Source organism: Xanthomonas sp. NCPPB 3218, assembly GCF_056725185.1.
In genome coordinates this window covers 1,078,087-1,100,162 of sequence record NZ_CM161516.1, presented here as the reverse complement: position 1 = coordinate 1,100,162, position 22,076 = coordinate 1,078,087, and the positions used below count along the sequence as shown (strand labels likewise).

Below are 22,076 nucleotides of genomic sequence, written 5' to 3'. Positions count from 1 at the left end.
CCGCCAAGTCAGCCGCACGACGCCTCAGTGCCCGCCCCCGTCCAGCGCCTTCAGCTCGCTGACCAGCGCGCCGGCCGCTTCCGCGCCATCGCCGTACAGCATGCGGGTGTTGTCGGCGTAGAACAGCGCATTCTCGATGCCGGCAAAGCCGGTGCCCTTGCCGCGCTTGATCACTACCGTGTTCTTCGAATTGACCACGTCCAGGATCGGCATGCCGTAGATCGGGCTGGCCGGGTCGGTCCTGGCCACCGGGTTGACCACGTCGTTGGCGCCGATCACCAGCGACACGTCGGTGCTGGCGAACTCGGGGTTGATGTCGTCCATGTCGGCGATCAGGTCGTAGGGCACGCCGGCTTCGGCCAGCAGCACGTTCATGTGCCCGGGCATGCGCCCGGCAACCGGGTGGATTGCGAACTTCACCTTGACCCCGCGCGCGATCAGCCGCTGCGCCAGCTCCCAGATCTTGTGCTGCGCCTGTGCCACCGCCATGCCGTAGCCGGGCACGATCACCACCCGCTCGGCGAACGCCATCATCGCCGCCACGTCGCCGGCCTCGATCGGCTTCTGCGCTCCGGCGATCTCCTGCGCCTGCCCGCCGCCGCCGAAGTTGGAAAACAGCACGCCGCTGATCGGCCGGTTCATCGCCTTGGCCATCAGGCGCGTCAGCAGGATGCCGGCCGCGCCGACCATCATGCCGGCGATGATCAGCGCCTCGTTGCCCAGCACATAGCCTTCGAAAGCCACCGCCAGGCCGGTGAATGCGTTGTACAGCGAGATCACCACCGGCATGTCGGCACCGCCGATCGGCAACGTCATCAACACGCCCAGCGCCAGCGCCACCACGAAGAAGGCGATGATCGCCAGCGGCTGCAGGCTGCTGGCCGCCCAGATGCCGAGCACCAGCACCGCCAGCGCCACCAGCAGATTGAAGGCCTGCTGGCCCGCAAAGGTCACCCGACGGTCGAGCCGGCCATCCAACTTGGCCCAGGCCACGATCGACCCGGACAGCGACACTGCGCCGATCGCCGAGCCCACCACCGCCAGCACCACCGTGGTGGTGTCCGGCCGCCGCGCCGCCAGTTCGGCGATCGCCTGGGCGCTCCAGTGGGTGGTGTCGCGGTTGGCGAAGAAGGCAAAGCGCAGCAACTCCACCGCCCCGATCGCCGCCGCCGAGCCGCCGCCCATGCCGTTGTACAAGGCCACCATCTGCGGCATGTCGGTGATGGCGACCTTCCTGGCCGACCACCACGCCACCCCGGTTCCGATCGCCAGCGCGGCCAGGATCAGCGGCACGTTATGCAGCTCGGGCAGGAAGAATGTCGCCACCGTGGCGATCAGCATGCCCAGCCCGGCCCAGCGGATGCCGCTGCGCGCGGTCAGCGGCGACGCCATGCGCTGCAGCCCGAGCAGGAACAAGGTCGCCGCGACCAGATAGCTGGACTTCACCAGCCATGCCAGCAGCTCGGCAGTGGAGACGTTCATGGCGCGTCCCCGCCCGACGGCTTCTTGCTGGACTTGAACATGTCCAGCATCCGCTCGGTCACCACGTAACCACCGGCCGCATTGCCCGCACCCAGCATCACCGCGACAAATCCCAGCGCCTTTTCCAGCGTGGTATCGGCATGCCCCAGCACCACCATCGCACCGATCAGCACGATGCCGTGGATGAAGTTGGAGCCGGACATCAGCGGGGTATGCAGGATCACCGGCACCCGCGAGATGATCACGTGGCCGGCGATGGCCGCCAGCATGAAGATGTACAGCGCTACGAATCCGTCGCTCATCGTCGTTCGCTCCACTGGCCGGTGCGGCCCGCCGATCATACCCACGCCGTGCGCGCCCGGGCGCGTGTCAACCGAATCGGCACTCGCTCGTTGACGTCGTATCGTCTCCGCGGAAGCTACGCTGTGCTGGTGGGAACCCCTTTCGATCCGCAACCTGCCGCACCGGCCGCCACCGTGCCGGCTTCGCTGGACGCCTTCCTGGCCGGCATCGGCCCGCGTGCGTTCCGCTTTGCCGAGGCCGGCCTGCGTCACCGCGAAGATGCGCTGGACGCCGTGCAGGACGCCATGGTGAAGCTGCTCGGCTACCGCGAGCGCCCGGCCGCCGAATGGACGCCGCTGTTCTGGAGCATCCTGCGCAGCCGCATCATCGACCTGCAGCGCCGGCGCAGCTTCCGCCTGAAGTTCTGGGCGCCGGCCGAACGCGCCGACGACGAGGGCACCATCGACTGGGCCGACCCCGGCACCGGCCCGGTGGACGAACAACAGCATCAACAGGCCTACCAACGGCTGGTCGAGGCCTTGCGCAACCTGCCTGCGCGCCAGCGCGAAGCGTTCACGCTGCGCGTGCTGGAAGACCTGGACGTGGCCACCACCGCCAAGGCGATGGGCTGCTCGGAAGGCTCGGTCAAAACCCACCTGTCGCGTGCGCGCGACGCGTTGCAAAAACAGTTCGAGGATTTCCTGTGAACCGCTCCCACGACCCGGCCCAGCTGGATGCGCACCTGCGCCAGCTGCATGCCTCCGCACTGACCAGCCTGCCGCCGCAGACCCTGGCGCGCCTGCGCCAGGCCCGTCAGGCGACCGCTCCCACGCGCGCCCGGCGCGGCTACTGGTTGCTGGCGACTGCGTGTTCCGGCCTGCTGGCGGTCGGCATCGGCCTGCAGCTGCGTCCGGGCGAGCGCGCCTCGCCGGACCGCGCTCCGACCCAGGTGGTCGCCGGCACCACCACCGATACCGACGACATGTTGACCCAGAACCCGGACCTGTACGTCTGGCTGGGGTCGGATACTGCCCTGGCCATGGAATAAGCACGATGACCCGCACCACCCGCCTGTTGTTGACCCTGCTGCTGTGCGCCGCGCCCTGCGCGTCCTTGCTGGCCCAGGCCCATTCCCCCGGACCGCCGGGACCGCCACCGCCGGATGGCCCCGGCCCGCGAGGACCCGGACCGCGCGAGGCAGACACGCCGATGCCCGAGTGGGACAAGCTCACCCAGCAGCAGCGGCAGGTGTTGATCGATGCGCTGCGCGAACGCTGGAACGATGCGCCGGAAGAACGCCCGCGCATGTACCGCCATGCGCGCCGCTGGCTGGACATGACCCCGGAGCAGCGCAAACAGGCCAAGGCCGGCATGGACCGCTTCCGCAACATGAGCCCGGAGCAACGCCGCGAGGCCAAGGCCTTGTTCGAACGCATGCGCACGCTCAACCAGCAACAACGCAATGAGCTGCAGCAACGCTGGCAGAAGATGAGCCCGGCCGAACGCAGCACCTGGCTGCGTGAGCATCCGCCCACCGACGACTGACGCAGCGCTGCCGCGGCAAGCGCAACCCGTCAGCGCACCGGTGCATCCCAGTCACGCGCGGCCACCGTAGGAGCGCGCTGACGCGCGACGGAGCGTTACCGATAAAGCGCCATCGCGCGCCAGCGCGCTCCTACCCGCCAGTGCGCAAGGCGCATGGGCTCGGCGGGGCTACGCAGTCGCTGGCGCCGACCAGCGTGTCTTGGCCAGCAGTTCGTCGTCCCAGTCGAACGACAGCGCGCCATCCTTGATCAGCAATGCGGCGAACGCGTAGACGTTGCGCGCAAACATCTCGCTGGCGTGCACCGCGCCCTGGCTGGCCAGGTTGAGCGGCCCGGCGATCACCACGCCGTCGCGCTCATAGGTATCGCCGGGCCGGGTGGCAGCGCAATTGCCGCCGGTTTCCGCGGCCAGATCGACGATCACGCTGCCGGCGCGCATGCCGTGCAGCATCTCCGTGCTCAGGATCTTCGGCGCCGGCCGGCCGGGCACGGCGGCGGTGCAGACCACCACGTCCACGCCTTTGAGGTGTTCGGCCAGCCGGCGTTGCTGTTCGGCGCGTTCGTCGTCGGTGAGCTGGCGCGCGTAACCGCCCTCGCCGGCCGCGCTCACGCCCAGATCCAGGAAGCGCGCACCCAGCGAGGCGATCTGCTCGCGCGTTTCCGGGCGCACGTCGAAGCCTTCGACCTGCGCGCCCAACCGTTTGGCAGTGGCGATCGCCTGCAGCCCGGCCACGCCCGCACCGATCACTAGCACCTTGCACGGGCGCATGGTGCCGGCGGCGGTGGTCAGCATCGGAAAGAAACGCGGCGCCAGCTGCGCGGCGATCAGCACGGCCTTGTAGCCGGCCATACCGGCTTGCGAACTCAAGACGTCCATCGATTGCGCACGTGTGGTGCGCGGCAGGCGCTCCAGCGGAAACGCGACCAGCGCAGCGGTGGCGATCGCCTGCGCACGTGCCGGGTCGGCGTCCGGCGCCAGCATGCCGATCAGCACGGCGTGGGGCCTGCATTGCTGCAGCAGTTCGGTGGGCGGTGCCTGCACGCTCAGCAGCACTTCGGCCTGCGCCAGCGTGTCTGCCGTGGCGAGCTGCGCCCCGGCCTGCAGATACGCCGCGTCGGCCATGCTGCTGGCACAGCCGGCGCCTGGCTCGATCCACACGCTGGCGCCGAGCGCGACCAGTTTCCTGACCGTTTCCGGCGTGGCGGCGACACGGCGCTCGCCTGCCGCGTGTTCTTTCAGCACCAGCACCTGCACAGCCATGGCTTGCTCCGCTCGCGCGCCTGTCGTCGCGGCGATGCTAGCAGAGCGCAGCAGCCACGCTCAGGGCGTCAGCAAGGCCGGCAGCATCGGGGCGAGCAACTGTTCGGGCGGCGCCAGCGCCACCGCTTCGGTGCGGTGGTCGATGGCCAGACACGCATAACCATGCGCCGCGCTCCAGGCCAGCAACACCCGTTGATGCAGCAGGTGCGCATCCGGCGCACTGCCGTGCCGGGCCAGCCAGGCCGCATGCAGGGCATCGCGCAGGCAGGCCATTGCCGCATCGGTGGCTGCCAGCAGGCGCGGCAGGCTGCGTCGCTGCGGCTCCAGGCTCTGCATCAGGCGAAACTGCTGCGGGTAGGCGATGGCGAACCGGATGTAGCCCAGGCCGCCACCCAGCAGTGGGTCGACCTCGCGCTGGGCCTGCACGATCCACTCGACCATGCATTCGTAACCATCTGCGACCAGTTCCACCACCAGGCCTTCCAGCGAGCCAAAGTGATGTGCCGGTGCGGCATGCGAAACGCCCGCACGGCGGGCGCACTCGCGCAGGCTCAGCCCGCGCGGACCCGATTCGCCGACGATCTCCCAGGCCGCGCGGCGCAGGGCGGCGGGCAGATCGCCATGGTGATACGTCGCTGACCTGGGCGCGTGGGACATGGCGGCTTCGCAAATCGGGATGTCATTGGAGCAGGGAATCTTGACGCTGACAAGATTGAAGGTGCAGACTCGCCCCCGCATCTTGCCAGCGTCAAGATCGGCGCCGGATGCAGCCCCTCCCAGTGAGTTTTTTCATGGCCAAGGCATTCTCCCGCTGGCGCATGCGCCTGACCCGCACGTTGTTCGGGTCGGCCAGCCGCCTGGCTCCCGGGCCGACCGGCCGCCTGCTGGCGCGCCGCTTCGTGACGCCGGATGCGGCATCGCGCCGGCATGCCGCATCCACCCTGGCGACGCTGTCCGACGTGGGCCGCGACAGCCTGTCCATCGATGGCATCGAGATCGCGGTGTATGTCTGGGGCGACCCGGCGCAGCAACCGTATGTGCTGCTCTCCCACGGCTGGTCCAGCTATGGCCTGCGCTTTGCCGCCTGGGTGCCACGGCTGCAGGCGCTGGGCTATGCGGTGGTGGCCTTCGACCAGGCCGGGCACGGATTGAGCGGTGGGCGCATCAGCTACATGCCGCACTTTGTCGAGGTGCTGCGCCGGATCGGGCGGCGCTTCGGCCGGCCGGCGGCTTTCATCGGTCATTCGCTGGGTTCGGCATCGGTCGTGTTCGCCGATGAAGCGGCCTGGCAGCCGGCGCGCTACGTGCTGATCGCGCCATTGCTGGCCCCGGCCGAGACCGCACGCCGCCAGTTCCGCGCCTTTGGCATCGCGGCCAAGACCTTCGTTCCGTTCGAGAATCTGCTGCATGCGATCACCGGCAAACGCTTTGCCGATTTCGATGCGTCCCCGCATCTGCCGCGTTTCCAGCGTCCGGCCCTGATCATCCACGACCGCCGCGACCGCGAGACACCCTGGGACGAAGGCGCGCGTTTTGCGGCGCTGTGGCCGCAGGCGCAATTGCTGACCACCGAAGGCCTGGGACACAACCGCATGGTCGACCATGCCTCGGTCATCGAAGCGGCGCTGGACTTTATCGGCCCGGCGCGGGCCTGAGCGTACCGCGATGCGGCAAGCGCATCGCGCGGTACCCGCTAGTGCACGGTGCTGTTGTGCAACGGATCCAGGCGGTCGATGACGCCCTGCATGGCGCTGTCGAAGGCGCCGTCGTTGATGTGCTCGCGCAGCCTGCCCAGGCGCACCATCACCGCCAGCTCCTCCGGCGAGGCGACGCAGAAGCGTACGCCGCGGCGATTGACGAACAGCAGCCGCTGCGAGATCGGGCTCACCCACGACAGCTTGCCCGCCTGCACCTTGCCGTCCTTGTCGACGAAATCCAGCCAGGTGCCGATATCCATCGCACGGAAACGCTCGGCATCGGCGCTGTCGATGCTCTGCGCCACCGCCTCGGCCCCCAGCACCACGCTGACGCTTTCGGCAGCCGGCGGCGGCAGGTTGACCTGCGGCAGCTCCGGCAAGGCCTTTTCCAGCTCCGGGCGCGCTTCGGCGATGGCCTGCAAGGTGTCGTGCAATGCGGTGATCGCCACCACCACCGCGTCGCCATGCAGGCCGACGCTGGCAAATACGCGATGCAGGGCCGGCTGCCAGACCTGCAGCCACGGCTTGCCGACGATGTGGCGACGTGCCTCGGCCAGTTCTTCCAGCACGCCATCGGCCAGGGCCAGTGCCTCGACGGTGCCCGGACCTTCCTCACCGTCGCGCAGGATCGCCATGGTCAGATGGTGCAGCCACGGCTGACGCAGGAAATCCTCCACGGCCCTGGGCAGCGGCGTGCCGGCCTGCGTGCGCTGTTCCAGCTCCGACAGCGCGCGGCTGCGTGCCAGCTCGAGCTTTTCCTGGCCGCGCTGGGTTTCGGTGGCGCGCCGCTCGGCAATTTCCACCCGGCGCCGGTGCTGCGACAGGAAATCGCGGAATTCCTCTTCCAGGGTCAGGAAGATCGCCAGGTTCTCGTTGAATTCGGCCACCAGGCGGTCGACGATTTCCTCGACCTTGCCCATCAGCACACGCTCGGCAGCGCTGTCGCCGGTGTTGCCTTCGCAGGCCTCGGCCAGCGAATTGAGCAGGCGCCGCGCGGGATGGGTCTTCTGCACGAACATCTTGCGATCCAGCAGCGCGACCTTGACGAAGGGCACCACCAGCCGGCCGATCATTTCGCGCGAACGGTTTTCCAGATCGCGCTCGTCCAGCATCACGTCGAACAGCATGCCGACCAGGTCGATCGCATCCTCGTCCATCGGGTCCAGGCGCGCGGTCGCCGGGTCCACGCCCAGCCGCGTGGCGCTGGACAGCACTTCGTTCTTCAGCCGCTGCGCCAGCGATTCGGTGTCGTCGCCGATGGCCGCCTGCAGCGTCGCGCTCGGCGTGGCCTGCAGCAGCGACAGCACCGACATCATCTCGCGCTGGCTCAGCGGGCGTTGCTGGCCCACCGCCACCGATGCGGCAGAGGCGGTGTTGTCGCGCACGCTGCGGGTCTGCTGCAGCAGTTCGTGCAACGCTTCCAGCAACATGCCCTGGCTGCCGCCGGGGTGATCGGCCTCACCGCCATCCATGCCGCCGGCAGCGCCGCCACCGGCCTGGCCACGCTGGGCGGCGGCCTGCATGCGGCCGCGGCTGTGCGCCCAGCGGTCCAGGAAGCGGTTGGCCCAGGCCGGTGCGTACTGGTCGCTCTGGTCGTCGCCGCCGATGTCGGCAGCCGCGCCCTGGGCCTCGGCCTGGGCGCGCTCCTCGGGCGTGTCGCCACGCGGTTGCACGCGCGGCGGCGGGCGCTTGGGCTGGGAGATTTCCGGCATGACGCCGGCCTTGGCCAGCGTCTCGTCCAGGCGCGCATACAGCTTGCCGATCGGCTCGGCCAGGTCGCGCTCGCACAGCTTGATCAGTACCAGGCGCACTTCCGGCGCCAGGTCGCAGGTGGCGAAGGCTTCGTGGATCGCCACGCCCAGATGCTCCGGACCGAGCGGGTTGGTGTCGGCCACCAGTTCCAGGCCGCCGGCGATCCAGCCCAGGCGGCGGTCCACCCGCGCCAGCACCTGCTTGAAGTCGCGCAGCAGCACCGTGGCCAGGTTGCGCACCGCCAGCCGCGATTCGAGCACGTGTTCGGGCACCAGACTCAGCGGGCCGGTGCCGATGTCGCCTGCCAGGACCACCTCGGCCGACAGCGGCTCGCCCAGCAACAACGCCTGCCAGCCGTCGTCCAGCTGCTGGCGGAACCGCGTGGCCACTTCGTCGCGCTTGCGGCGCAACTCGCGCATGCCGTCGAGAAACAACAACTGCGATGTGCCCGCGGATTCGGCGCGATCGAACAGCACATCGTCAAAGTGTGCGACTGCAGCGGCAAAAACCTGCGCGAGTGCGGGCACGAACACGGCGTGCGCCTGTTCGAGCAAGCGTTGGTCACGGCCCGGATGTCCCGACGGACTGGGCTGAAAAGTCATGCGCAAAGGCTCCCCGCCCCTGCAGGCGTGAAAATATTCAAACGAAAGAAAACAGACGCGGCCCCAAATTCCGCCACCGCATGGTAGGCGTTTCGCTCGTTTGTTAAGTGTGACGCAATTCGCACTTTAGTCGTGACCGCCCAGGGTTTGCGTGTCAGTCGGACATCCTAGCGTGCATCGCTGCGGTGGCGCTTGCCAGCGCGTATTAACCGCCTGCGGGGGTTAAGCCTTCAGCATGTGCGGCCGGTCCAGCGCATCGACGACATCCTGCATCGCGCTGTAGAACGCGTCCTCGTCGCGATGCAGACGCAGGCGGTCCAGCCACACCATCATCGCCAGTTCCTCCGGCGAGGACACGCACAGCCGCCCGCCGCGCCGGTTGACGAACATCAGCCGCCCGGAAATCGGGCTGATCCAGGACAACCTGCCGGCCTGCACACGGCCGTGCCGGTCGACGAACTCCAGGCAGGTGCCGAGCGCCATGCCGCGGAAGAAATCGGCGGTGACACGATCGAATTCCACCTGCGCGGTGGCATCCAGCATCGGCGTCAGCGGCTCGCCGACAGGCTCGGCCGGACCGGGGCTGGGGCGCAGCGCGCTCAAGGTCGGCGCAAACAGGGCCGGATCCGGCGCTCCCGCAGCCGGCACCGATGGCGTGGACAGCAGCGCGCGCTGCAGTTCCTGCAGGGCCAGCTCGGCGTCGCGTTGCGCCAGGCCGGCCAGCGCGAAAGCCTGCAGCAGCTGCGCACGCTGCGGCTCCAGCGCGGCGTCACCAGGCGCAGCACCCAGTTGCGCCAACACCGCATCGCCCAGGGCCACGGCCGCGTCCAAGGCCTGGCCGGTGCCGTCGCCACGCAACGCCACCTGTTGCACATACGGCTGCCAAACGCGGCCGAGGAAGTGCTCGACCAGCGGCGGCAGCGGCCCGCGCGCCAGGCGCTCTGCCAGCGCCTGCGCGGCAATGCTGCGTGCGGCTTCGCGGCGTTCTTCGGCGCGCTGCAATTCGCTGGCACGGCGCTCGGCGATTTCCACCCGGCGCCGATATTGTTCGTAGCTGGCGCCGAACTCGGCCTCCAGCGTCAGAAACAGCCCCGGATGCTCGTCGAAATCGCGCACCACCGTGTCGATCACCGCCTGCACCTGGCCGAGCAAGGCCTGCTCTGCCGCGGTTTCGCCGGCATTGCCATCGCAGGCGTCGACCAACAGGTTGAGCAGGCGGCGTGCGGGATGGCCGTCGCGCACGAACAGGTGGCCGTCCAGCATCGCCAGCTTGGCCATCGGCACCAGCAACTGGCCGAGCAGGCTGCGCTGCGCATCCGAAAGATGGCTCTGCACCAGGATCGCGGCGAACAACAAGGCCACCAGATCCAGCGCGTCCTCGTCGTCGGGGTTGAGGCAGGTGGTGGCCGGATCCACCCCAAGCGCGGCGGCGGCGCGCCTGACCTGCTGCCGCAGGCCACATGCCAGGCCCGAATCGGTGCCGTCGATGGCATCGAAGCCGGCCGCCGGCATGGTCTGCAGCAGCGACAGCGCCGACACCACCTCGCGCGGCGACAGCAGGCGCTGCCCGGCAGGTGCGGGCGTGTCGCCATCGGGTTCGCGTTGGCGGCGTGCATGCTGCAGCAAATGGTGCAGGCCGGCCGGCAACAGCTCGCGGCCGCTGCGCAGATGCACGTCGATCGCCTCGACGCCGGCCAACGCTCCCTGCCCGCCCGACCAGTCGGCGAAGAAGCGTGCGATCCAGTCCGGCGTCTCGGCGGCCTGCTCGCCGGCGCCTTCGTCCTGGCGCGGAATGCCGCGCCGCCGGCTGCGCGGCTGCGGCAACTCGCGCAAGCGCGCCACCTGCGCCAGCGCCTGTTCCAGCGCGCCGTAGCGCTGGCCGACGCGTTCCATCAGGTGCTGCTCGCAGACCTTGATCACCGCCAGATGCGCCTTGGGCGCCAGCGTCACCCCCTGAAAGGCCTCGTACAGGGCCACGCCCAGATGCTCCGGCCCGAACGGATTGCTGTCGCCGTCGATACGCAGCCCGCCGGCAATGAAGCCCAGATAGCGATTGAGCCGCATCAGCTCCGTGCGCCACTGGTGCTGCAGCGCGCCGGCCAGGTTGCGCACCGCCAGGCGCACCTCCAGGTCCTGCTCGGGCAGCAGGGTCAGCCCGACCGCACCGCGTCCCAGGCTGCGATCGGCCGACAACGGCCGCCCGGATTCCAGCCCCTGCCAGGCCTTGGCCAGATGCCCGCGGAAACGCGCGGTGATCGGCTCGCGCTGCTGCCGCACCGCCTGGATCGCCTCCAGGAAGTCGTTCTGGGCCGGGCCGGCATCGGCCGCCAGCTGGAACAGCGCCTCGGCCAATGTGTCCTGGAATTGGACAAAGGCATCGGCCAGCGGCACCAGCACGATCTCGCGTACCTGGTCGAGCAGCTGCGAATTGCGGCTGGGGAGCACGGGGGTGGACACGAACTGGGTCATCGGGCGGCGCGCAGGACGAACATGGAAGGGATGTCACGACCGGGCCGGCATCGGCCCGCCGCCCATGATGCGGCGGGCGTTGGGAAGGGCCCGTCTATAATTGCCCGCATCCTCGCCTCGACCCGGAATTATGCACGCACCGTATTCGCTCCAGGCGCTGGACGCGCGCCGCTCGGTCCCCTCCAAACAGCTGGGCGAACCCGGCCCGGATGAAGACACCCTGCTGCGCATGCTCACCTCGGCAGTGCGCGTGCCCGACCACGGCAAGCTGGTGCCGTTCCGTTTCTTGCGCATTAGCGGCGATGCCCGCCAGGCACTGGGCGATTTCCTGGCCGAGCGCAGCCTGGCCGCCGACCCGCTGGCGCCGCCCGCCGCGGTCGAAAAAGACCGCAACCGTTTCAACGATGCGCCGCTGGTGATCGTGGTGATCGCCGCGCTGCGCCCCGGGCACAAGGTGCCCGAGCAGGAACAGCTGCTCACCGCCGGCTGCGTATGTTTTGCGCTGCTGCAGGCCGCGCAGGCGCATGGCTTCGGCGCGCAGTGGCTGACCGCGTGGATGGCCTACGACCCGGCGGTGACCGGCTATCTGGGCCTGGAGCAGAACGAGCGCATCGCCGGTTTCATCCATATCGGCACCCCGCGCCTGCAGGTGCCAGAGCGCGAGCGCCCGGACCCGCGTGCGCTGCTGCGCGACTGGACCCCGTGACCACGCACGTCCCCATGCTTGCAGGCGCGCCGCCGTCGATCAGCCGCCCGACCCCGCTGTATCTGGTCGATGCCAGCCTGTACGTGTTCCGCGCCTGGCATTCGATCCCGGACGAATTCCAGGATGCGCAAGGCTGGCCGACCAATGCCGTGCACGGCTTTGCGCGCTTCCTGCTCGACCTGCTCGAACGCGAGGATCCGCAGCACATCACCATCGCCTTCGACGAGGCGCTGGACAGCTGTTTTCGGCATGCGATCTACCCGGCCTACAAGGGCAATCGCACGCCGGCACCGGATGCGTTGCGGCGCCAGTTCGCGCATTGCAAGGCGCTGTGCGCGGCATTGGGCCTGAGCGTGCTGGCGCACCGCGATTACGAGGCCGACGACCTGATCGGCAGCGCCTTGCACAGCGTGCGTGCGCACGGCCTGCGCGGGGTGATCGTGTCGGCCGACAAGGACCTGTCGCAGCTGCTGCTCGAACACGACGAGCAGTGGGATTACGCGCGCAACCTGCGTTGGGGCATGGGCGGGGTCAAGGCGCGCCACGGCGTGCACGCCCATCAGATCGCCGACTACCTGGCGCTGTGCGGCGATGCGATCGACAACATTCCCGGCGTCACCGGCATCGGCGCCAAATCGGCGGCGGTCCTGCTGGCGCATTTCGGCAGCCTGGATGCCTTGCTGGAGCGTATCGACGAGATCCCGTTCCTGCGCCTGCGCGGCGCGGCGCAGATGGCTGCGCGCCTGCGCGAGCAACGCGAGCACGCGCTGCTGTGGCGTCAGCTCACCACCATCGCACTTGACGCGCCGCTGGCGCTGACCGATGCCGGTTTCACGCGCGCGCCAGCCGATACCGACATGCTGGGCGGCTTGTGCGAGAGCCTGCGCTTCGGCCCGCTCACCCGGCGCCGGTTGCTGGCCGCCTGCGGCGGCGCGCCGGCACCGCGCACTCCCGTTTCCCTGGAACAAGGCCTGCATCCATGAACCGACACGACACCCCGCCCACCGTGGTCTACGAAGGCAAGTACCAGCGCATGGTCGTGCGCGGCACCTGGGAATATTCCGAACGCGTGCACGCCGGCGGCCTGGCCGCGATCATCGTGGCGGTGACCCCGGACGATGCGATGTTGTTCGTCGAACAGTTCCGCGTGCCGCTGCAGGCCCGCACCATCGAAATGCCGGCCGGCCTGGTCGGCGACGTGCATGCCGACGAGTCGATCGAGCTGTCGGCCATTCGCGAACTGGAAGAAGAAACCGGCTGGACCGCCGAGCACGCCGAAGTGCTGATGATCGGCCCGACCTCGGCCGGCGCCAGCAGCGAGAAGATCGCCTTCGTCCGCGCCACCGGCCTGCGCAAGGTCGGCGCCGGCGGCGGCGATGCCAGCGAAGACATCACCGTGCACGAGATCCCGCGCACGCAGGTCGGCGCCTGGCTGGTGCAGAAGATGGCCGAGGGCTATCAGATGGATCCCAAGCTGTGGGCCGGGCTGTATCTGGTCGATCACGCACTGGACGGCACCCCGCGTGGCTGAAGCGACCGCTGCCCGCCTGCTCGGTGCCGACGATCCCGCGCCGTTCAGCGTGCACAACCCGCAGGCCGCCTCGCCGTGGCTGCTGATCGCCGACCACGCCGGTCAGCGCGTGCCGGCGCGGCTGGCCAATCTGGGCCTGCCGCAGCAGGAACTGGACCGCCATATCGGCTGGGATATCGGCATTGCCGAGGTCACCCGCCTGCTGGCCGATGCGCTGGATGCGGTCGCCATCGCGCAGACCTATTCGCGCCTGGTGATCGACTGCAATCGCCCGCATGGTTCGGCCACGCTGATGCCCGAGGTCAGCGACGGCACCCCGGTTCCGGGCAACCTGCAGCTGTCGGCCGACGATCGGCAGCAGCGCATCGATGCGATCTTTGCGCCATACCACGCGCGCATTGCGGCGGAACTGGATGCACGCGCACAGCGCGGGCAACCCACCGTGCTGGTGTCGATGCACAGCTTCACGCCGATCATGGCCGGCAATGCACGGCCCTGGCATGCCGGCGTGCTGTACAACCGCGACACGCGGCTGGCGCACCGCCTGCTGCAGGCCTTGCGCGACGAGCCGGATCTGGTGGTTGGCGACAACCAGCCCTACGCGGTCAGCGACACCAGCGACTATGCGATTCCGGTCTACGGCGAAGGCCGCGGACTGCTGCATGTAGAGCTGGAACTGCGCCAGGATTTGATCGCCGATGCCGCTGGGCAACAGGCGTGGGCGCAGCGCCTGGCACGCATCCTGCTGCCGCTGGCGCAGGCGCTGCTGCCGCACTGACTCCTACGGAGCATGCGGCGGCCGCGCTGATCCGCAGCCTCGGTGACGACGGTTGCCTCGTAGGAGCGCACCCGGGCGCGACAGGCCGTCCCGTTACCCTACGTCGCGCCCGGGTGCGCTCCTACCGCTGGCGCGCGAGCGCTGCTGCAGCTTCCCGTGCACGCTCGCGGTTGCGCTCAGGCGAACCCGTCGGTGGCGCGCACCAGCGCATCGACATTTTCCGGCTCGAAGGCCGAATGCCCCGATGCCGGGCTGATCTGCAGCTGTGCCTTCGGCCAGACCTTGTGCAGGTCCCAGGCGCTTTGCAGCGGGCACACCACGTCGTAACGGCCGTGCACGATCACGCCGGGGATGTCGGCGATGCGGTGCGCGTCGCGCAGCAGCTGGTCTTCGACCTCGAAGAAACCGCCGTTGACGAAGTAGTGGTTCTCGATGCGCGCGAACGCCAGGGCGAAGTGCGCGTCCTCGTGTCCGGTGACGAAGTCGGCGTCCACATGCAGGAAGCTGGTGGCACCTTCCCACACGCTCCACGCCTTGGCCGCGGCCAGACGCGTGGCTTCGTCGTCGCTGGTCAGGCGGCGATGGAAGGCGGAGATCAGATCGGCGCGCTCCACCACTGGAATCGCGTTGACGTAATGCTCCCAGGCATCCGGGAACAGCCGGCTGGCGCCCTGCTGATAGAACCATTCCAGCTCGAAACGGCGCAGCAGGAAGATGCCGCGCAGCACCAGCTCGGTGACCTGCTGCGGATGGGTCTGCGCATAGGCCAGCGCCAGGGTCGAACCCCAGCTGCCACCGAACACCTGCCAGCGTGCGATGCCCAGGTGTTCGCGCAGGCGCTCGATGTCGGCAACCAGGTCCCAGGTGGTGTTGTTCACCAGATCGGCATGCGGGGTGGAGCGGCCCGCGCCGCGCTGGTCGAACAGCACGATGCGGTACTTGGCCGGGTCATGGAAGCGCCGCATCTTGTCGTTGCAACCGCCGCCGGGGCCGCCGTGCAGCATCACCACCGGCTTGCCCTGCGGATTGCCGCACTGCTCGAAATACAGGGTATGGCGGTCGTCGACCTGGAGGGTGCCGTGGTCGTACGGCGTGATCTCGGGATAGAGCGTGCGCATGCGTCGGTCCTGCGGGAAACCGCTAGTGTATCGGCACCCGGTCTGCACACGCGGGCGCCCCATGCGATCGAGCCAGGGCGGGCGCACGGCGAAGCGCGAGGGCGTGGAGCGACGGAGCCAGGCTCCTGCACGCAGCGCCGGAAGGGCACGGTCGGTGCCCGGAAGCGGCATGTCCTGTTTCAGCTCCGAGCGCGCCGTCCCCCCTCCACCTGGCGACCGCTCCGTGGCCGGCCGCGCTAGCCCGCAGCGGGCGACCAGCGCCCCGACGTCACCCGGTCACGCTGCTCCAGGTCCTGATGCGTGGCCACCGCGTCGAAGCCACGCGCCTGCAGCAGCCCGGCCACCGCCGCGCCCTGGTCCCAGCCGTGTTCGAGCAGCAGCCAGCCGCCCTGCAGCAGATGCGCAGGCGCATCGGCGACGATCAGGCGGATGTCGTCCAGGCCATCGGGGCCGGAAGCCAGCGCACTGGCCGGCTCGTAGCGCAGGTCGCCTTCGCCCAGATGCGGATCCTGCGCGGCGATATACGGCGGGTTGCTGGCGATCAGGTCGAAGCGTTCGCCGGCCAGCGGCGCGAACCAGTTGCCCTGCCGGCATTCGACATTGCGCAAGCGGTGGCTGTCGGCATTGCGCCGGGCAACCGCCAGCGCCGCCGCGCTGGCATCGGTGGCGATCACCTGTGCCTGCGGCCGCTCGCTGGCGATGGCCAGCGCGATCGCGCCACTGCCGGTGCCCAGATCGGCAACGCGGCGGCCTGGCCGGGCATCCAGTCGCTCAAGTGCCAGCTCGACCAGCACCTCGGTGTCGGCGCGCGGGATCAGCGTGGCAGTGGAGACCGCCAGATCCAGCGTCCAGAACCCACGCGTGCCGGTCAGGTAGGCCACCGGTTCGCCGGCCTGGCGCCGCTGCACCAATGCCGCGAATGCCTGCGCGACAGACGGCTCGACCGGATCGCGGCCATGCGCGAACAGCCAGGCGCGGTCGCGGCCCAGCGCGTGCAGCAGCAGCGGCTCGGCATCACTGCGCACGATCCGCTCGACCGCACGCCGCAGCAGCTGCTCGGCGGCAAGACCGGCTGGGTCCTCACTCATACGGATCATTCACTCATGCGCAACATCGGCTGACCATTATCGGAGATGGAATCGGCCCCTGCAGCGGCAGACGCCGTCTGCAAACTTGATAGCCACAGCCTATCTATACAATTCCATCAATCGATTTGAGAAATCTATCGATCCTACCTACCATGGCGACTGTTCCATCCCCCGCCCCCTTCATCGCACGAGGAAACTCAATGTCTCTTATCAACACTCAGGTCCAGCCGTTCAAGGCGAATGCGTACCACAACGGCAACTTCATCGAAGTCACCGAGGCCAGCCTGAAGGGCAAGTGGTCGGTGCTGATCTTCATGCCGGCCGCCTTCACCTTCAACTGCCCGACCGAAGTGGAAGACGCCGCCGACAACTATGCCGCGTTCCAGAAGGCAGGCGCCGAGGTCTACATCGTCACCACCGATACGCACTTCTCGCACAAGGTGTGGCATGAAACCTCGCCGGCCGTGGGCAAGGCGCAGTTCCCGCTGATCGGCGATCCGACCCACAAGCTGACCCGTGCGTTCGGCGTGCACATCGAAGAAGAAGGCCTGGCCCTGCGCGGCACCTTCATCATCAACCCGGACGGCGTCATCAAGACCCTCGAGATCCACGACAACGCGATCGCCCGCGACGTCACCGAGACGCTGCGTAAGCTGACTGCTGCCCAGTTCGTCGCCAACAACCCTGGCCAGGTCTGCCCGGCCAAGTGGAAGGAAGGCGCCAAGACCCTGGCTCCGTCGCTGGACCTGGTCGGCAAGATCTAAACCGACTGACACCTCCGGCCTGTGGTTGAGGCCGGAGCATCTCCGGCCCAGCACTGGGCCGGGGGTGAACCGGAGCCGGTGCCGGGCTGCCCGCCAGCCATCGCCAGCACGCATTCCCGACATCGCGCCGGCTGCGGTTCATCCCCTTCCTCCCCGGCGACCTGCCTCAGCGCAGCGACGCCACGCCCTCCCCTTGCCCATTCCCAGGAGTTCTCCATGTTGGATGCCAACCTCAAGACCCAGCTGACCGCCTACCTGGAACGGGTTACCCGTCCGATCCAGATCAATGCCTCGATCGACGACAGCGCCGGCTCGCGCGAAATGCTCGACCTGCTGGAGGATCTGGTGCTGCTGTCGGACAAGATCAGCCTGGACATCCACCGCGATGACAACCAGCGCAAGCCCTCGTTCGCGCTGACCACGCCGGGCCAGGACATCTCGCTGCGCTTTGCCGGCCTGCCGATGGGCCATGAGTTCACCTCGCTGGTGCTGGCGCTGCTGCAGGTGGGCGGCCACCCGTCCAAGGCTGCCGCCGAGCTGATCGAGCAGGTGCAGCACCTGGATGGCGACTACCAGTTCGAAACCTATTTCTCGCTGTCGTGCCAGAACTGCCCGGACGTGGTGCAGGCGCTGAATCTTGCCGCCGTGCTCAACCCGCGCATCAAGCACGTGGCCATCGACGGTGCGTGGTTCCAGGACGAGGTCGAAACCCGCCAGATCATGTCGGTGCCCACCGTCTACTTGAACGGCGAGTTGTTCGACCAGGGCCGCATGACGCTGGAGCAGATCGTCGCCAAGCTCGACACCAACGCGGCCAAGCGCGACGCCGCCAAGATCGCCGCCAAGGACGCCTTCGAGGTGCTGGTGGTCGGCGGTGGCCCGGCCGGCTCGGCAGCGGCCGTCTACGCCGCGCGCAAGGGCATCCGCACCGGCGTGGCCGCCGAGCGTTTCGGTGGTCAGGTGCTGGACACCATGTCGATCGAAAACTTCATCTCGGTGCCGGAAACCGAAGGCCCGAAGATGGCCGCCGCGCTCGAGCAGCATGTGCGCCAGTACGACGTGGACATCATGAACCTGCAGCGCGCCGAGCAGCTGATTCCGGCCGGTGCCGATGGCCTGATCGAGATCAAGCTGGCCAATGGCGCCTCGCTCAAGAGCAAGACCGTGATCCTGTCCACCGGCGCGCGCTGGAGGCAGATGAACGTGCCGGGCGAAGACCAGTACAAGAACAAGGGCGTGGCCTATTGCCCGCACTGCGACGGCCCGCTGTTCAAGGGCAAGCGCGTGGCGGTGATCGGCGGCGGCAATTCGGGCGTCGAGGCGGCGATCGACCTGGCCGGTATCGTGGCGCATGTCACGCTGGTGGAGTTCGACGACAAGCTGCGCGCCGACGAAGTGCTGCAACGCAAGCTGCGCAGCCTGCACAACGTGCGCACCATCACCAGCGCGCAGACCACCGAAGTGCTGGGCGATGGTCAGAAGGTCACCGGCCTGGTCTACAAGGATCGCACCGGCGGCGACATCCAGCACGTGGATCTGGAAGGCGTGTTCGTGCAGATCGGTCTGCTGCCCAACACCGAATTCCTCAAGGGCTCGGTGGCGTTGTCGCCACGCGGCGAAATCATCGTCGACGACCGAGGCCAGACCAATGTTCCGGGCGTATTCGCTGCCGGCGACGCCACCACGGTGCCGTACAAGCAGATCGTGATCGCGATGGGCGAAGGTTCCAAGGCTGCGTTGAGCGCGTTCGATTACCTGATCCGCTCCAGTGCACCGGTCAGCGCCGACAACGTCGCCCAGGCAGCATAAGCGCACTCAAGCCAGCGCCCGGCCAGCCCGGGCGCTAAGCTCCAGTCGTACCCCGTCACCGCAATGAGGGCTGCTGCACATGAATCTGCGTGACCTGAAATATCTGGTCGCCCTGGCCGACCACAAGCATTTCGGCCGTGCTGCGACGGCCTGCTTCGTCAGTCAACCGACGCTGTCCACACAGATCAAGAAACTCGAAGACGAGCTTGGCGTGCCGCTGGTGGAACGTGCGCCGCGCAAGGTGATGCTGACCCCGGCCGGCCGCGAAGCGGCGATGCGCGCGCGCGGCATCGTGGCCGAAGTGGAACAGATGAAGGAAGCCGCGCGGCGCAGCCAGGATCCGGAAGCCGGCACCGTGCGGCTGGGCATCTTTCCCACCCTGGCGCCGTATCTGTTGCCGCATGTGGTGCCGCGGATCCGCGAGCGATTCCCGCGCCTGGAACTGCTGCTGATCGAGGAAAAAAGCGATCAGCTGGTGCACCAGCTGCGCGAAGGCCGGCTGGATGCGGCGCTGCTCGCACTGCCGTTGCAGGATGAGCAACTGCATGCCGAATTCCTGTTCGAGGAACCCTTCGTGCTGGCCGTGCCGGAAGGCCATCCGCTGTCGCGCCACGACAGCATGACGCTGGACGATCTGTCCGAGCAGCGGCTGTTGCTGCTGGAAGATGGCCACTGCCTGCGTGAGCAGGCGCTGGATGTCTGCCATCTTGCCGGCGCCCTGGAAAAATCCGAATTCCAGGCCACCAGCCTGGAGACGCTGCGCCAGATGGTGGCTGCCAATGTCGGTGTGACCTTGCTGCCGCTGCTGGCGGTCAAGCCACCGGTCGCGCGCTCGGAGAACATCCGCCTGATCCGTTTCCGCGAAGACAAGCAGCCCAGCCGCCGCATCGCCATGGCCTGGCGCCGCAGCTCGGCCATGACCGCGTTCCTGGAGCAGCTGGCGCAGTTGTTCAAGGAGTTGCCGGAGAGCCTGTTCACGCTGGACCAGCCGGCGACCGGGCCTAAGGCGGTTGCGGCCTGAGGAATCGGGAATCGGGAATCGGGAATCGGGAAATCGTTTCATGGCTGCGGTTGCTTGGCGGAATGTTTTTTCACCTGTTCTCGGACATAAGCGACGCGCAAGCGTCGTTTTTTGTTTGGCGGGTGGTTATGGCGCGATGTCTCTGGAAGCACCTGGCGGTTGTGGTGTCATTGGCACGTGGTGGACTCGGGCGGGAAACTTCAAGTCAGCCACTTGTCGCTGAGTGAAGGCGCGCACCTGAGCGCTGCAACACTGCCGTGCTTGCGTGGTTCTATGGCCACGGCCCGCAGCTGGTAGTGCCGCGCCTGCATTGCCCGACCCAGCCGGGGCACTGCGCCATCTCGCCATGCATTGCGATCGGGCAGCGGCGCCCTCATCTGGGCAGTGAGGCTTGCCATGTTGGCGAGCCGTCATCGTCAAGGAGATTGCCATGACTTCGCAGCACCACAGCGGCTTGCCGCCGTCCATCCTGGTTTCCAGCCACGACCTCGCCCGGCTCGAGGCCCTGCTCGATTCCCCCGCTTTCAACAAGCACCCGGCCGCCACCGCGCTGAGTGACGAACTGGGCCGCGCACGCGTCGTGCCGCCCGACCAGATTCCCGGCGATGTCGTCACCATGCACTCCCGCATCGATTGCGAAGATGAGCTGCATGGCGAACGACATACGCTCACGCTTGTGTATCCGCACGAGGCCGATGTGCAGCACGGCCGCATCTCGGTGCTGGCGCCGGTCGGCAGTGCGCTGCTCGGCCTGTCGGTCGGTCAGAGCATCGACTGGCGTACGCCCGACGGGCGCGACCTGCGTCTGCGTGTCAGCGCCGTGCACGATCAACATGCCCTGGCCGGCGCCTGACTTCACACGCCAGGCGCGCTACCGTAGCGCGCTGCGCCCTATCCACGACCCGTTCCACGATTCGAGAGAACCCGCATGACTGCTCCCTCCAAGCTTGCCCAGTTGCGTGACCTGTCCGTCGTCGTTGCCGACACCGGCGACTACGACGCCATCAAGCGCCTGAAGCCGGTCGACTGCACCACCAATCCCACCCTGGTCAAAAAGGCATTGGATCTGCCGGTGTATGCCGACCTGATCGAGCGCGAACTGGCCTGGGGCCGCGAACACGGCAGCGAAGACCGCACCAGCACCGTCAACGAAGTGGCCGACCGCCTCACTATCGGCGTCGGCGTCAGGCTGGCCGAGCTGGTCCCTGGCCGCGTCTCCACCGAGGTCGATGCCGACCTGGCGCACGACACCGAGGCGACCATCGCCAAGGCGCGCAAGTTCATCGCGATGTACGCCGAGCGTGGCGTGTCCAAGGACAAGATCCTGATCAAGATCGCGGCCACCTGGGAAGGCATCGAGGCTGCGCGCCAGCTGCAGCGCGAAGGCATCGACTGCAATCTGACCCTGATCTTCAACCGCTCGCAGGCGCTGGCCTGTGCGGAAGCGGGCGTGTTCCTGATCTCGCCATTCGTCGGCCGGATCCTGGACTACTACGTCGCCCAGGGGCAGACCCCGGCCAGCATCGACGAAGACCCGGGCGTGGTGTTCGTGCGCACGGTCTACAACGAGTTCAAGCAGCGCGGCTCGTCCACCGTGGTGATGGGCGCCTCGTTCCGCTCCACCGCGCAGATCGAAGCCCTGGCCGGTTGCGACCGGCTGACCATCTCACCGGAGCTGCTGGAAAAGCTCGACGCCGAACACGGCGAACTGCCGCGCAAGCTCTCGCCTGCGCAGGCCGACAACGCGCAGATCACCCCGATCGACAGCGACAGCTTCGCCACCGATCTGGCAGCCGACCCGATGGCCACCGAAAAGCTGGCCAGCGGCATCGACGCCTTCGCCAAGGATCTGCAGGCACTGCGCAAGACCATCACCGACAAGCTCGCCGGCTGATCGCAGCGCCGCCGTTCGCAGTACCAACGCCTGCAGCCTGGTGGCTGTGGGCGTTTTGGTTTTTGCAGTCTGACTGCGCAGCACGCTGCAGTCACGACGCGTAAGGCAAGGCCCTCGCGATGCTGGCATTGGAAACTGCGGCCGGCCTGGGCCGCCGTACTTTCCAGTCACCGTCGAGCTTGTGGGCGCATCGATGCCTGCGCAGCCGCCGCCGAGCTGCCATGCGCGCGTCTTGGCCTGAGCGGCGCGCGGATCTGCGTCGCTCTCCACGCGCCGCT

At 68.1% G+C, this 22,076-nt stretch carries 21 protein-coding genes; 13 read left to right on the top strand and 8 right to left on the bottom strand.

The annotated features are described in order from the left end of the window. Window positions 1-24 precede the first annotated feature (24 nt). Together AC1PLS_RS04720 and AC1PLS_RS04715 are read right to left on the bottom strand one after the other, a co-directional pair. Window positions 25-1,482, bottom strand: a complete 1,458-nt coding sequence (locus AC1PLS_RS04720) for an NAD(P)(+) transhydrogenase (Re/Si-specific) subunit beta (protein ID WP_016900711.1) — start codon at window positions 1,480-1,482, stop codon at window positions 25-27. After that, window positions 1,479-1,784 (bottom strand): NAD(P) transhydrogenase subunit alpha part 2, encoded by a 306-nt coding sequence (locus AC1PLS_RS04715; RefSeq protein ID WP_046346232.1) that lies wholly within the window; start codon window positions 1,782-1,784, stop codon window positions 1,479-1,481. The genes AC1PLS_RS04720 and AC1PLS_RS04715 overlap by 4 nt, the downstream gene beginning before the upstream one ends. Before the next feature lie 123 nt (window positions 1,785-1,907). Here AC1PLS_RS04715 and AC1PLS_RS04710 point away from each other — a divergent pair, with 123 nt between their 5' ends. Genes AC1PLS_RS04710 through AC1PLS_RS04700 form a run of 3 tightly spaced genes read left to right on the top strand, consistent with a single transcriptional unit; the run spans window position 1,908 to window position 3,309 of the window. Next, the gene (locus tag AC1PLS_RS04710; protein WP_047128197.1) at window positions 1,908-2,471 is read left to right on the top strand and encodes an RNA polymerase sigma factor; all 564 of its coding nucleotides are present in this window, start codon (window positions 1,908-1,910) and stop codon (window positions 2,469-2,471) included. Next, complete coding sequence (locus tag AC1PLS_RS04705; protein ID WP_184432004.1) at window positions 2,468-2,812, top strand: hypothetical protein; 345 nt, start codon at window positions 2,468-2,470, stop codon at window positions 2,810-2,812. Before AC1PLS_RS04710 ends, AC1PLS_RS04705 begins: the two co-directional genes overlap by 4 nt. Window positions 2,813-2,817: 5 nt before the next feature. Further along, window positions 2,818-3,309, top strand: coding sequence for a DUF3106 domain-containing protein (locus tag AC1PLS_RS04700; RefSeq protein WP_434982396.1), 492 nt, complete (start codon window positions 2,818-2,820; stop codon window positions 3,307-3,309). A 168-nt stretch (window positions 3,310-3,477) separates the two neighbouring features. On the opposite strand, the gene AC1PLS_RS04695 is transcribed toward AC1PLS_RS04700, so the two are convergent. Both AC1PLS_RS04695 and AC1PLS_RS04690 read right to left on the bottom strand, forming a co-directional pair. Beyond that, window positions 3,478-4,569 carry an NAD(P) transhydrogenase subunit alpha gene (locus AC1PLS_RS04695; RefSeq protein ID WP_481104250.1) on the bottom strand — a complete coding sequence of 364 codons (1,092 nt, stop codon included), beginning with the start codon at window positions 4,567-4,569 and terminating at the stop codon, window positions 3,478-3,480. A gap of 60 nt (window positions 4,570-4,629) precedes the next feature. Further along, entirely contained in the window at window positions 4,630-5,226 is a 597-nt protein-coding gene (locus AC1PLS_RS04690) for a TetR/AcrR family transcriptional regulator (RefSeq protein ID WP_024940632.1), read from the bottom strand. A gap of 134 nt (window positions 5,227-5,360) precedes the next feature. On the opposite strand from AC1PLS_RS04690, the gene AC1PLS_RS04685 reads away from it, so the two are divergent. Next, complete coding sequence (locus tag AC1PLS_RS04685) at window positions 5,361-6,224, top strand: alpha/beta hydrolase (protein ID WP_046345788.1); 864 nt, start codon at window positions 5,361-5,363, stop codon at window positions 6,222-6,224. 38 nt (window positions 6,225-6,262) lie between these two features. Here the strand turns inward: AC1PLS_RS04685 and AC1PLS_RS04680 are convergent, their stop codons facing one another. Then, a complete protein-coding gene (locus AC1PLS_RS04680; RefSeq protein WP_054591339.1) occupies window positions 6,263-8,620 on the bottom strand; it encodes a DUF1631 domain-containing protein in 2,358 nt (785 codons plus the stop codon). 222 nt (window positions 8,621-8,842) lie between these two features. Next, window positions 8,843-11,089, bottom strand: a complete 2,247-nt coding sequence (locus AC1PLS_RS04675) for a DUF1631 domain-containing protein (protein WP_184432008.1) — start codon at window positions 11,087-11,089, stop codon at window positions 8,843-8,845. Between the two features lie 130 nt (window positions 11,090-11,219). Between AC1PLS_RS04675 and AC1PLS_RS04670 the strand changes: the two genes are divergently transcribed. The 4 genes from AC1PLS_RS04670 to AC1PLS_RS04655 are packed head-to-tail and all read left to right on the top strand — an operon-like array spanning window position 11,220 to window position 14,104. After that, window positions 11,220-11,795, top strand: a complete 576-nt coding sequence (locus AC1PLS_RS04670) for a nitroreductase family protein (RefSeq protein WP_039523709.1) — start codon at window positions 11,220-11,222, stop codon at window positions 11,793-11,795. Window positions 11,796-11,809: 14 nt separating this feature from the next. Continuing rightward, on the top strand, window positions 11,810-12,778 hold the full coding sequence (locus tag AC1PLS_RS04665) for a 5'-3' exonuclease (RefSeq protein WP_184432940.1): 969 nt from the start codon (window positions 11,810-11,812) through the stop codon (window positions 12,776-12,778). Beyond that, window positions 12,775-13,326, top strand: coding sequence for an NUDIX hydrolase (locus AC1PLS_RS04660; RefSeq protein ID WP_024940626.1), 552 nt, complete (start codon window positions 12,775-12,777; stop codon window positions 13,324-13,326). Before AC1PLS_RS04665 ends, AC1PLS_RS04660 begins: the two co-directional genes overlap by 4 nt. Then, entirely contained in the window at window positions 13,319-14,104 is a 786-nt protein-coding gene (locus AC1PLS_RS04655; RefSeq protein ID WP_184432010.1) for an N-formylglutamate amidohydrolase, read from the top strand. Before AC1PLS_RS04660 ends, AC1PLS_RS04655 begins: the two co-directional genes overlap by 8 nt. A gap of 176 nt (window positions 14,105-14,280) precedes the next feature. Here the strand turns inward: AC1PLS_RS04655 and pip are convergent, their stop codons facing one another. Further along, entirely contained in the window at window positions 14,281-15,222 is a 942-nt protein-coding gene (gene pip / locus AC1PLS_RS04650) for a prolyl aminopeptidase (RefSeq protein ID WP_039512881.1), read from the bottom strand. 236 nt (window positions 15,223-15,458) lie between these two features. Then, window positions 15,459-16,310 carry a peptide chain release factor N(5)-glutamine methyltransferase gene (gene prmC, locus AC1PLS_RS04645; RefSeq protein ID WP_184432011.1) on the bottom strand — a complete coding sequence of 284 codons (852 nt, stop codon included), beginning with the start codon at window positions 16,308-16,310 and terminating at the stop codon, window positions 15,459-15,461. A 200-nt stretch (window positions 16,311-16,510) separates the two neighbouring features. Between prmC and ahpC the strand changes: the two genes are divergently transcribed. From ahpC to tal, 5 genes are all read left to right on the top strand, one after another. Further along, window positions 16,511-17,074, top strand: coding sequence for an alkyl hydroperoxide reductase subunit C (gene ahpC / locus AC1PLS_RS04640; protein WP_016900725.1), 564 nt, complete (start codon window positions 16,511-16,513; stop codon window positions 17,072-17,074). Between the two features lie 216 nt (window positions 17,075-17,290). Further along, window positions 17,291-18,883 carry an alkyl hydroperoxide reductase subunit F gene (gene ahpF / locus AC1PLS_RS04635; RefSeq protein ID WP_184432013.1) on the top strand — a complete coding sequence of 531 codons (1,593 nt, stop codon included), beginning with the start codon at window positions 17,291-17,293 and terminating at the stop codon, window positions 18,881-18,883. Between the two features lie 79 nt (window positions 18,884-18,962). Beyond that, window positions 18,963-19,904 carry a LysR substrate-binding domain-containing protein gene (locus AC1PLS_RS04630; protein WP_024940621.1) on the top strand — a complete coding sequence of 314 codons (942 nt, stop codon included), beginning with the start codon at window positions 18,963-18,965 and terminating at the stop codon, window positions 19,902-19,904. A 430-nt stretch (window positions 19,905-20,334) separates the two neighbouring features. Further along, window positions 20,335-20,757, top strand: a complete 423-nt coding sequence (rnk, locus tag AC1PLS_RS04625) for a nucleoside diphosphate kinase regulator (protein WP_016900728.1) — start codon at window positions 20,335-20,337, stop codon at window positions 20,755-20,757. A 75-nt stretch (window positions 20,758-20,832) separates the two neighbouring features. After that, entirely contained in the window at window positions 20,833-21,798 is a 966-nt protein-coding gene (gene tal, locus AC1PLS_RS04620) for a transaldolase (protein ID WP_104608422.1), read from the top strand. Window positions 21,799-22,076: the final 278 nt, after the last annotated feature.

Coding starts and splice junctions, on each gene's coding strand:
- AC1PLS_RS04720 (WP_016900711.1), bottom strand. CDS start 1,482: ATGAACGTCTCCACTGCCGAGCTGCTGGCATGGCTGGTGAAGTCCAGC.
- AC1PLS_RS04715 (WP_046346232.1), bottom strand. CDS start 1,784: ATGAGCGACGGATTCGTAGCGCTGTACATCTTCATGCTGGCGGCCATC.
- AC1PLS_RS04700 (WP_434982396.1), top strand. CDS start 2,818: ATGACCCGCACCACCCGCCTGTTGTTGACCCTGCTGCTGTGCGCCGCG.
- AC1PLS_RS04695 (WP_481104250.1), bottom strand. CDS start 4,569: ATGGCTGTGCAGGTGCTGGTGCTGAAAGAACACGCGGCAGGCGAGCGC.
- AC1PLS_RS04690 (WP_024940632.1), bottom strand. CDS start 5,226: ATGTCCCACGCGCCCAGGTCAGCGACGTATCACCATGGCGATCTGCCC.
- AC1PLS_RS04685 (WP_046345788.1), top strand. CDS start 5,361: ATGGCCAAGGCATTCTCCCGCTGGCGCATGCGCCTGACCCGCACGTTG.
- AC1PLS_RS04680 (WP_054591339.1), bottom strand. CDS start 8,620: ATGACTTTTCAGCCCAGTCCGTCGGGACATCCGGGCCGTGACCAACGC.
- AC1PLS_RS04675 (WP_184432008.1), bottom strand. CDS start 11,089: ATGACCCAGTTCGTGTCCACCCCCGTGCTCCCCAGCCGCAATTCGCAG.
- AC1PLS_RS04670 (WP_039523709.1), top strand. CDS start 11,220: ATGCACGCACCGTATTCGCTCCAGGCGCTGGACGCGCGCCGCTCGGTC.
- AC1PLS_RS04665 (WP_184432940.1), top strand. CDS start 11,810: ATGCTTGCAGGCGCGCCGCCGTCGATCAGCCGCCCGACCCCGCTGTAT.
- AC1PLS_RS04660 (WP_024940626.1), top strand. CDS start 12,775: ATGAACCGACACGACACCCCGCCCACCGTGGTCTACGAAGGCAAGTAC.
- pip (WP_039512881.1), bottom strand. CDS start 15,222: ATGCGCACGCTCTATCCCGAGATCACGCCGTACGACCACGGCACCCTC.
- prmC (WP_184432011.1), bottom strand. CDS start 16,310: ATGAGTGAGGACCCAGCCGGTCTTGCCGCCGAGCAGCTGCTGCGGCGT.
- ahpC (WP_016900725.1), top strand. CDS start 16,511: ATGTCTCTTATCAACACTCAGGTCCAGCCGTTCAAGGCGAATGCGTAC.
- ahpF (WP_184432013.1), top strand. CDS start 17,291: ATGTTGGATGCCAACCTCAAGACCCAGCTGACCGCCTACCTGGAACGG.
- AC1PLS_RS04630 (WP_024940621.1), top strand. CDS start 18,963: ATGAATCTGCGTGACCTGAAATATCTGGTCGCCCTGGCCGACCACAAG.
- rnk (WP_016900728.1), top strand. CDS start 20,335: ATGACTTCGCAGCACCACAGCGGCTTGCCGCCGTCCATCCTGGTTTCC.
- tal (WP_104608422.1), top strand. CDS start 20,833: ATGACTGCTCCCTCCAAGCTTGCCCAGTTGCGTGACCTGTCCGTCGTC.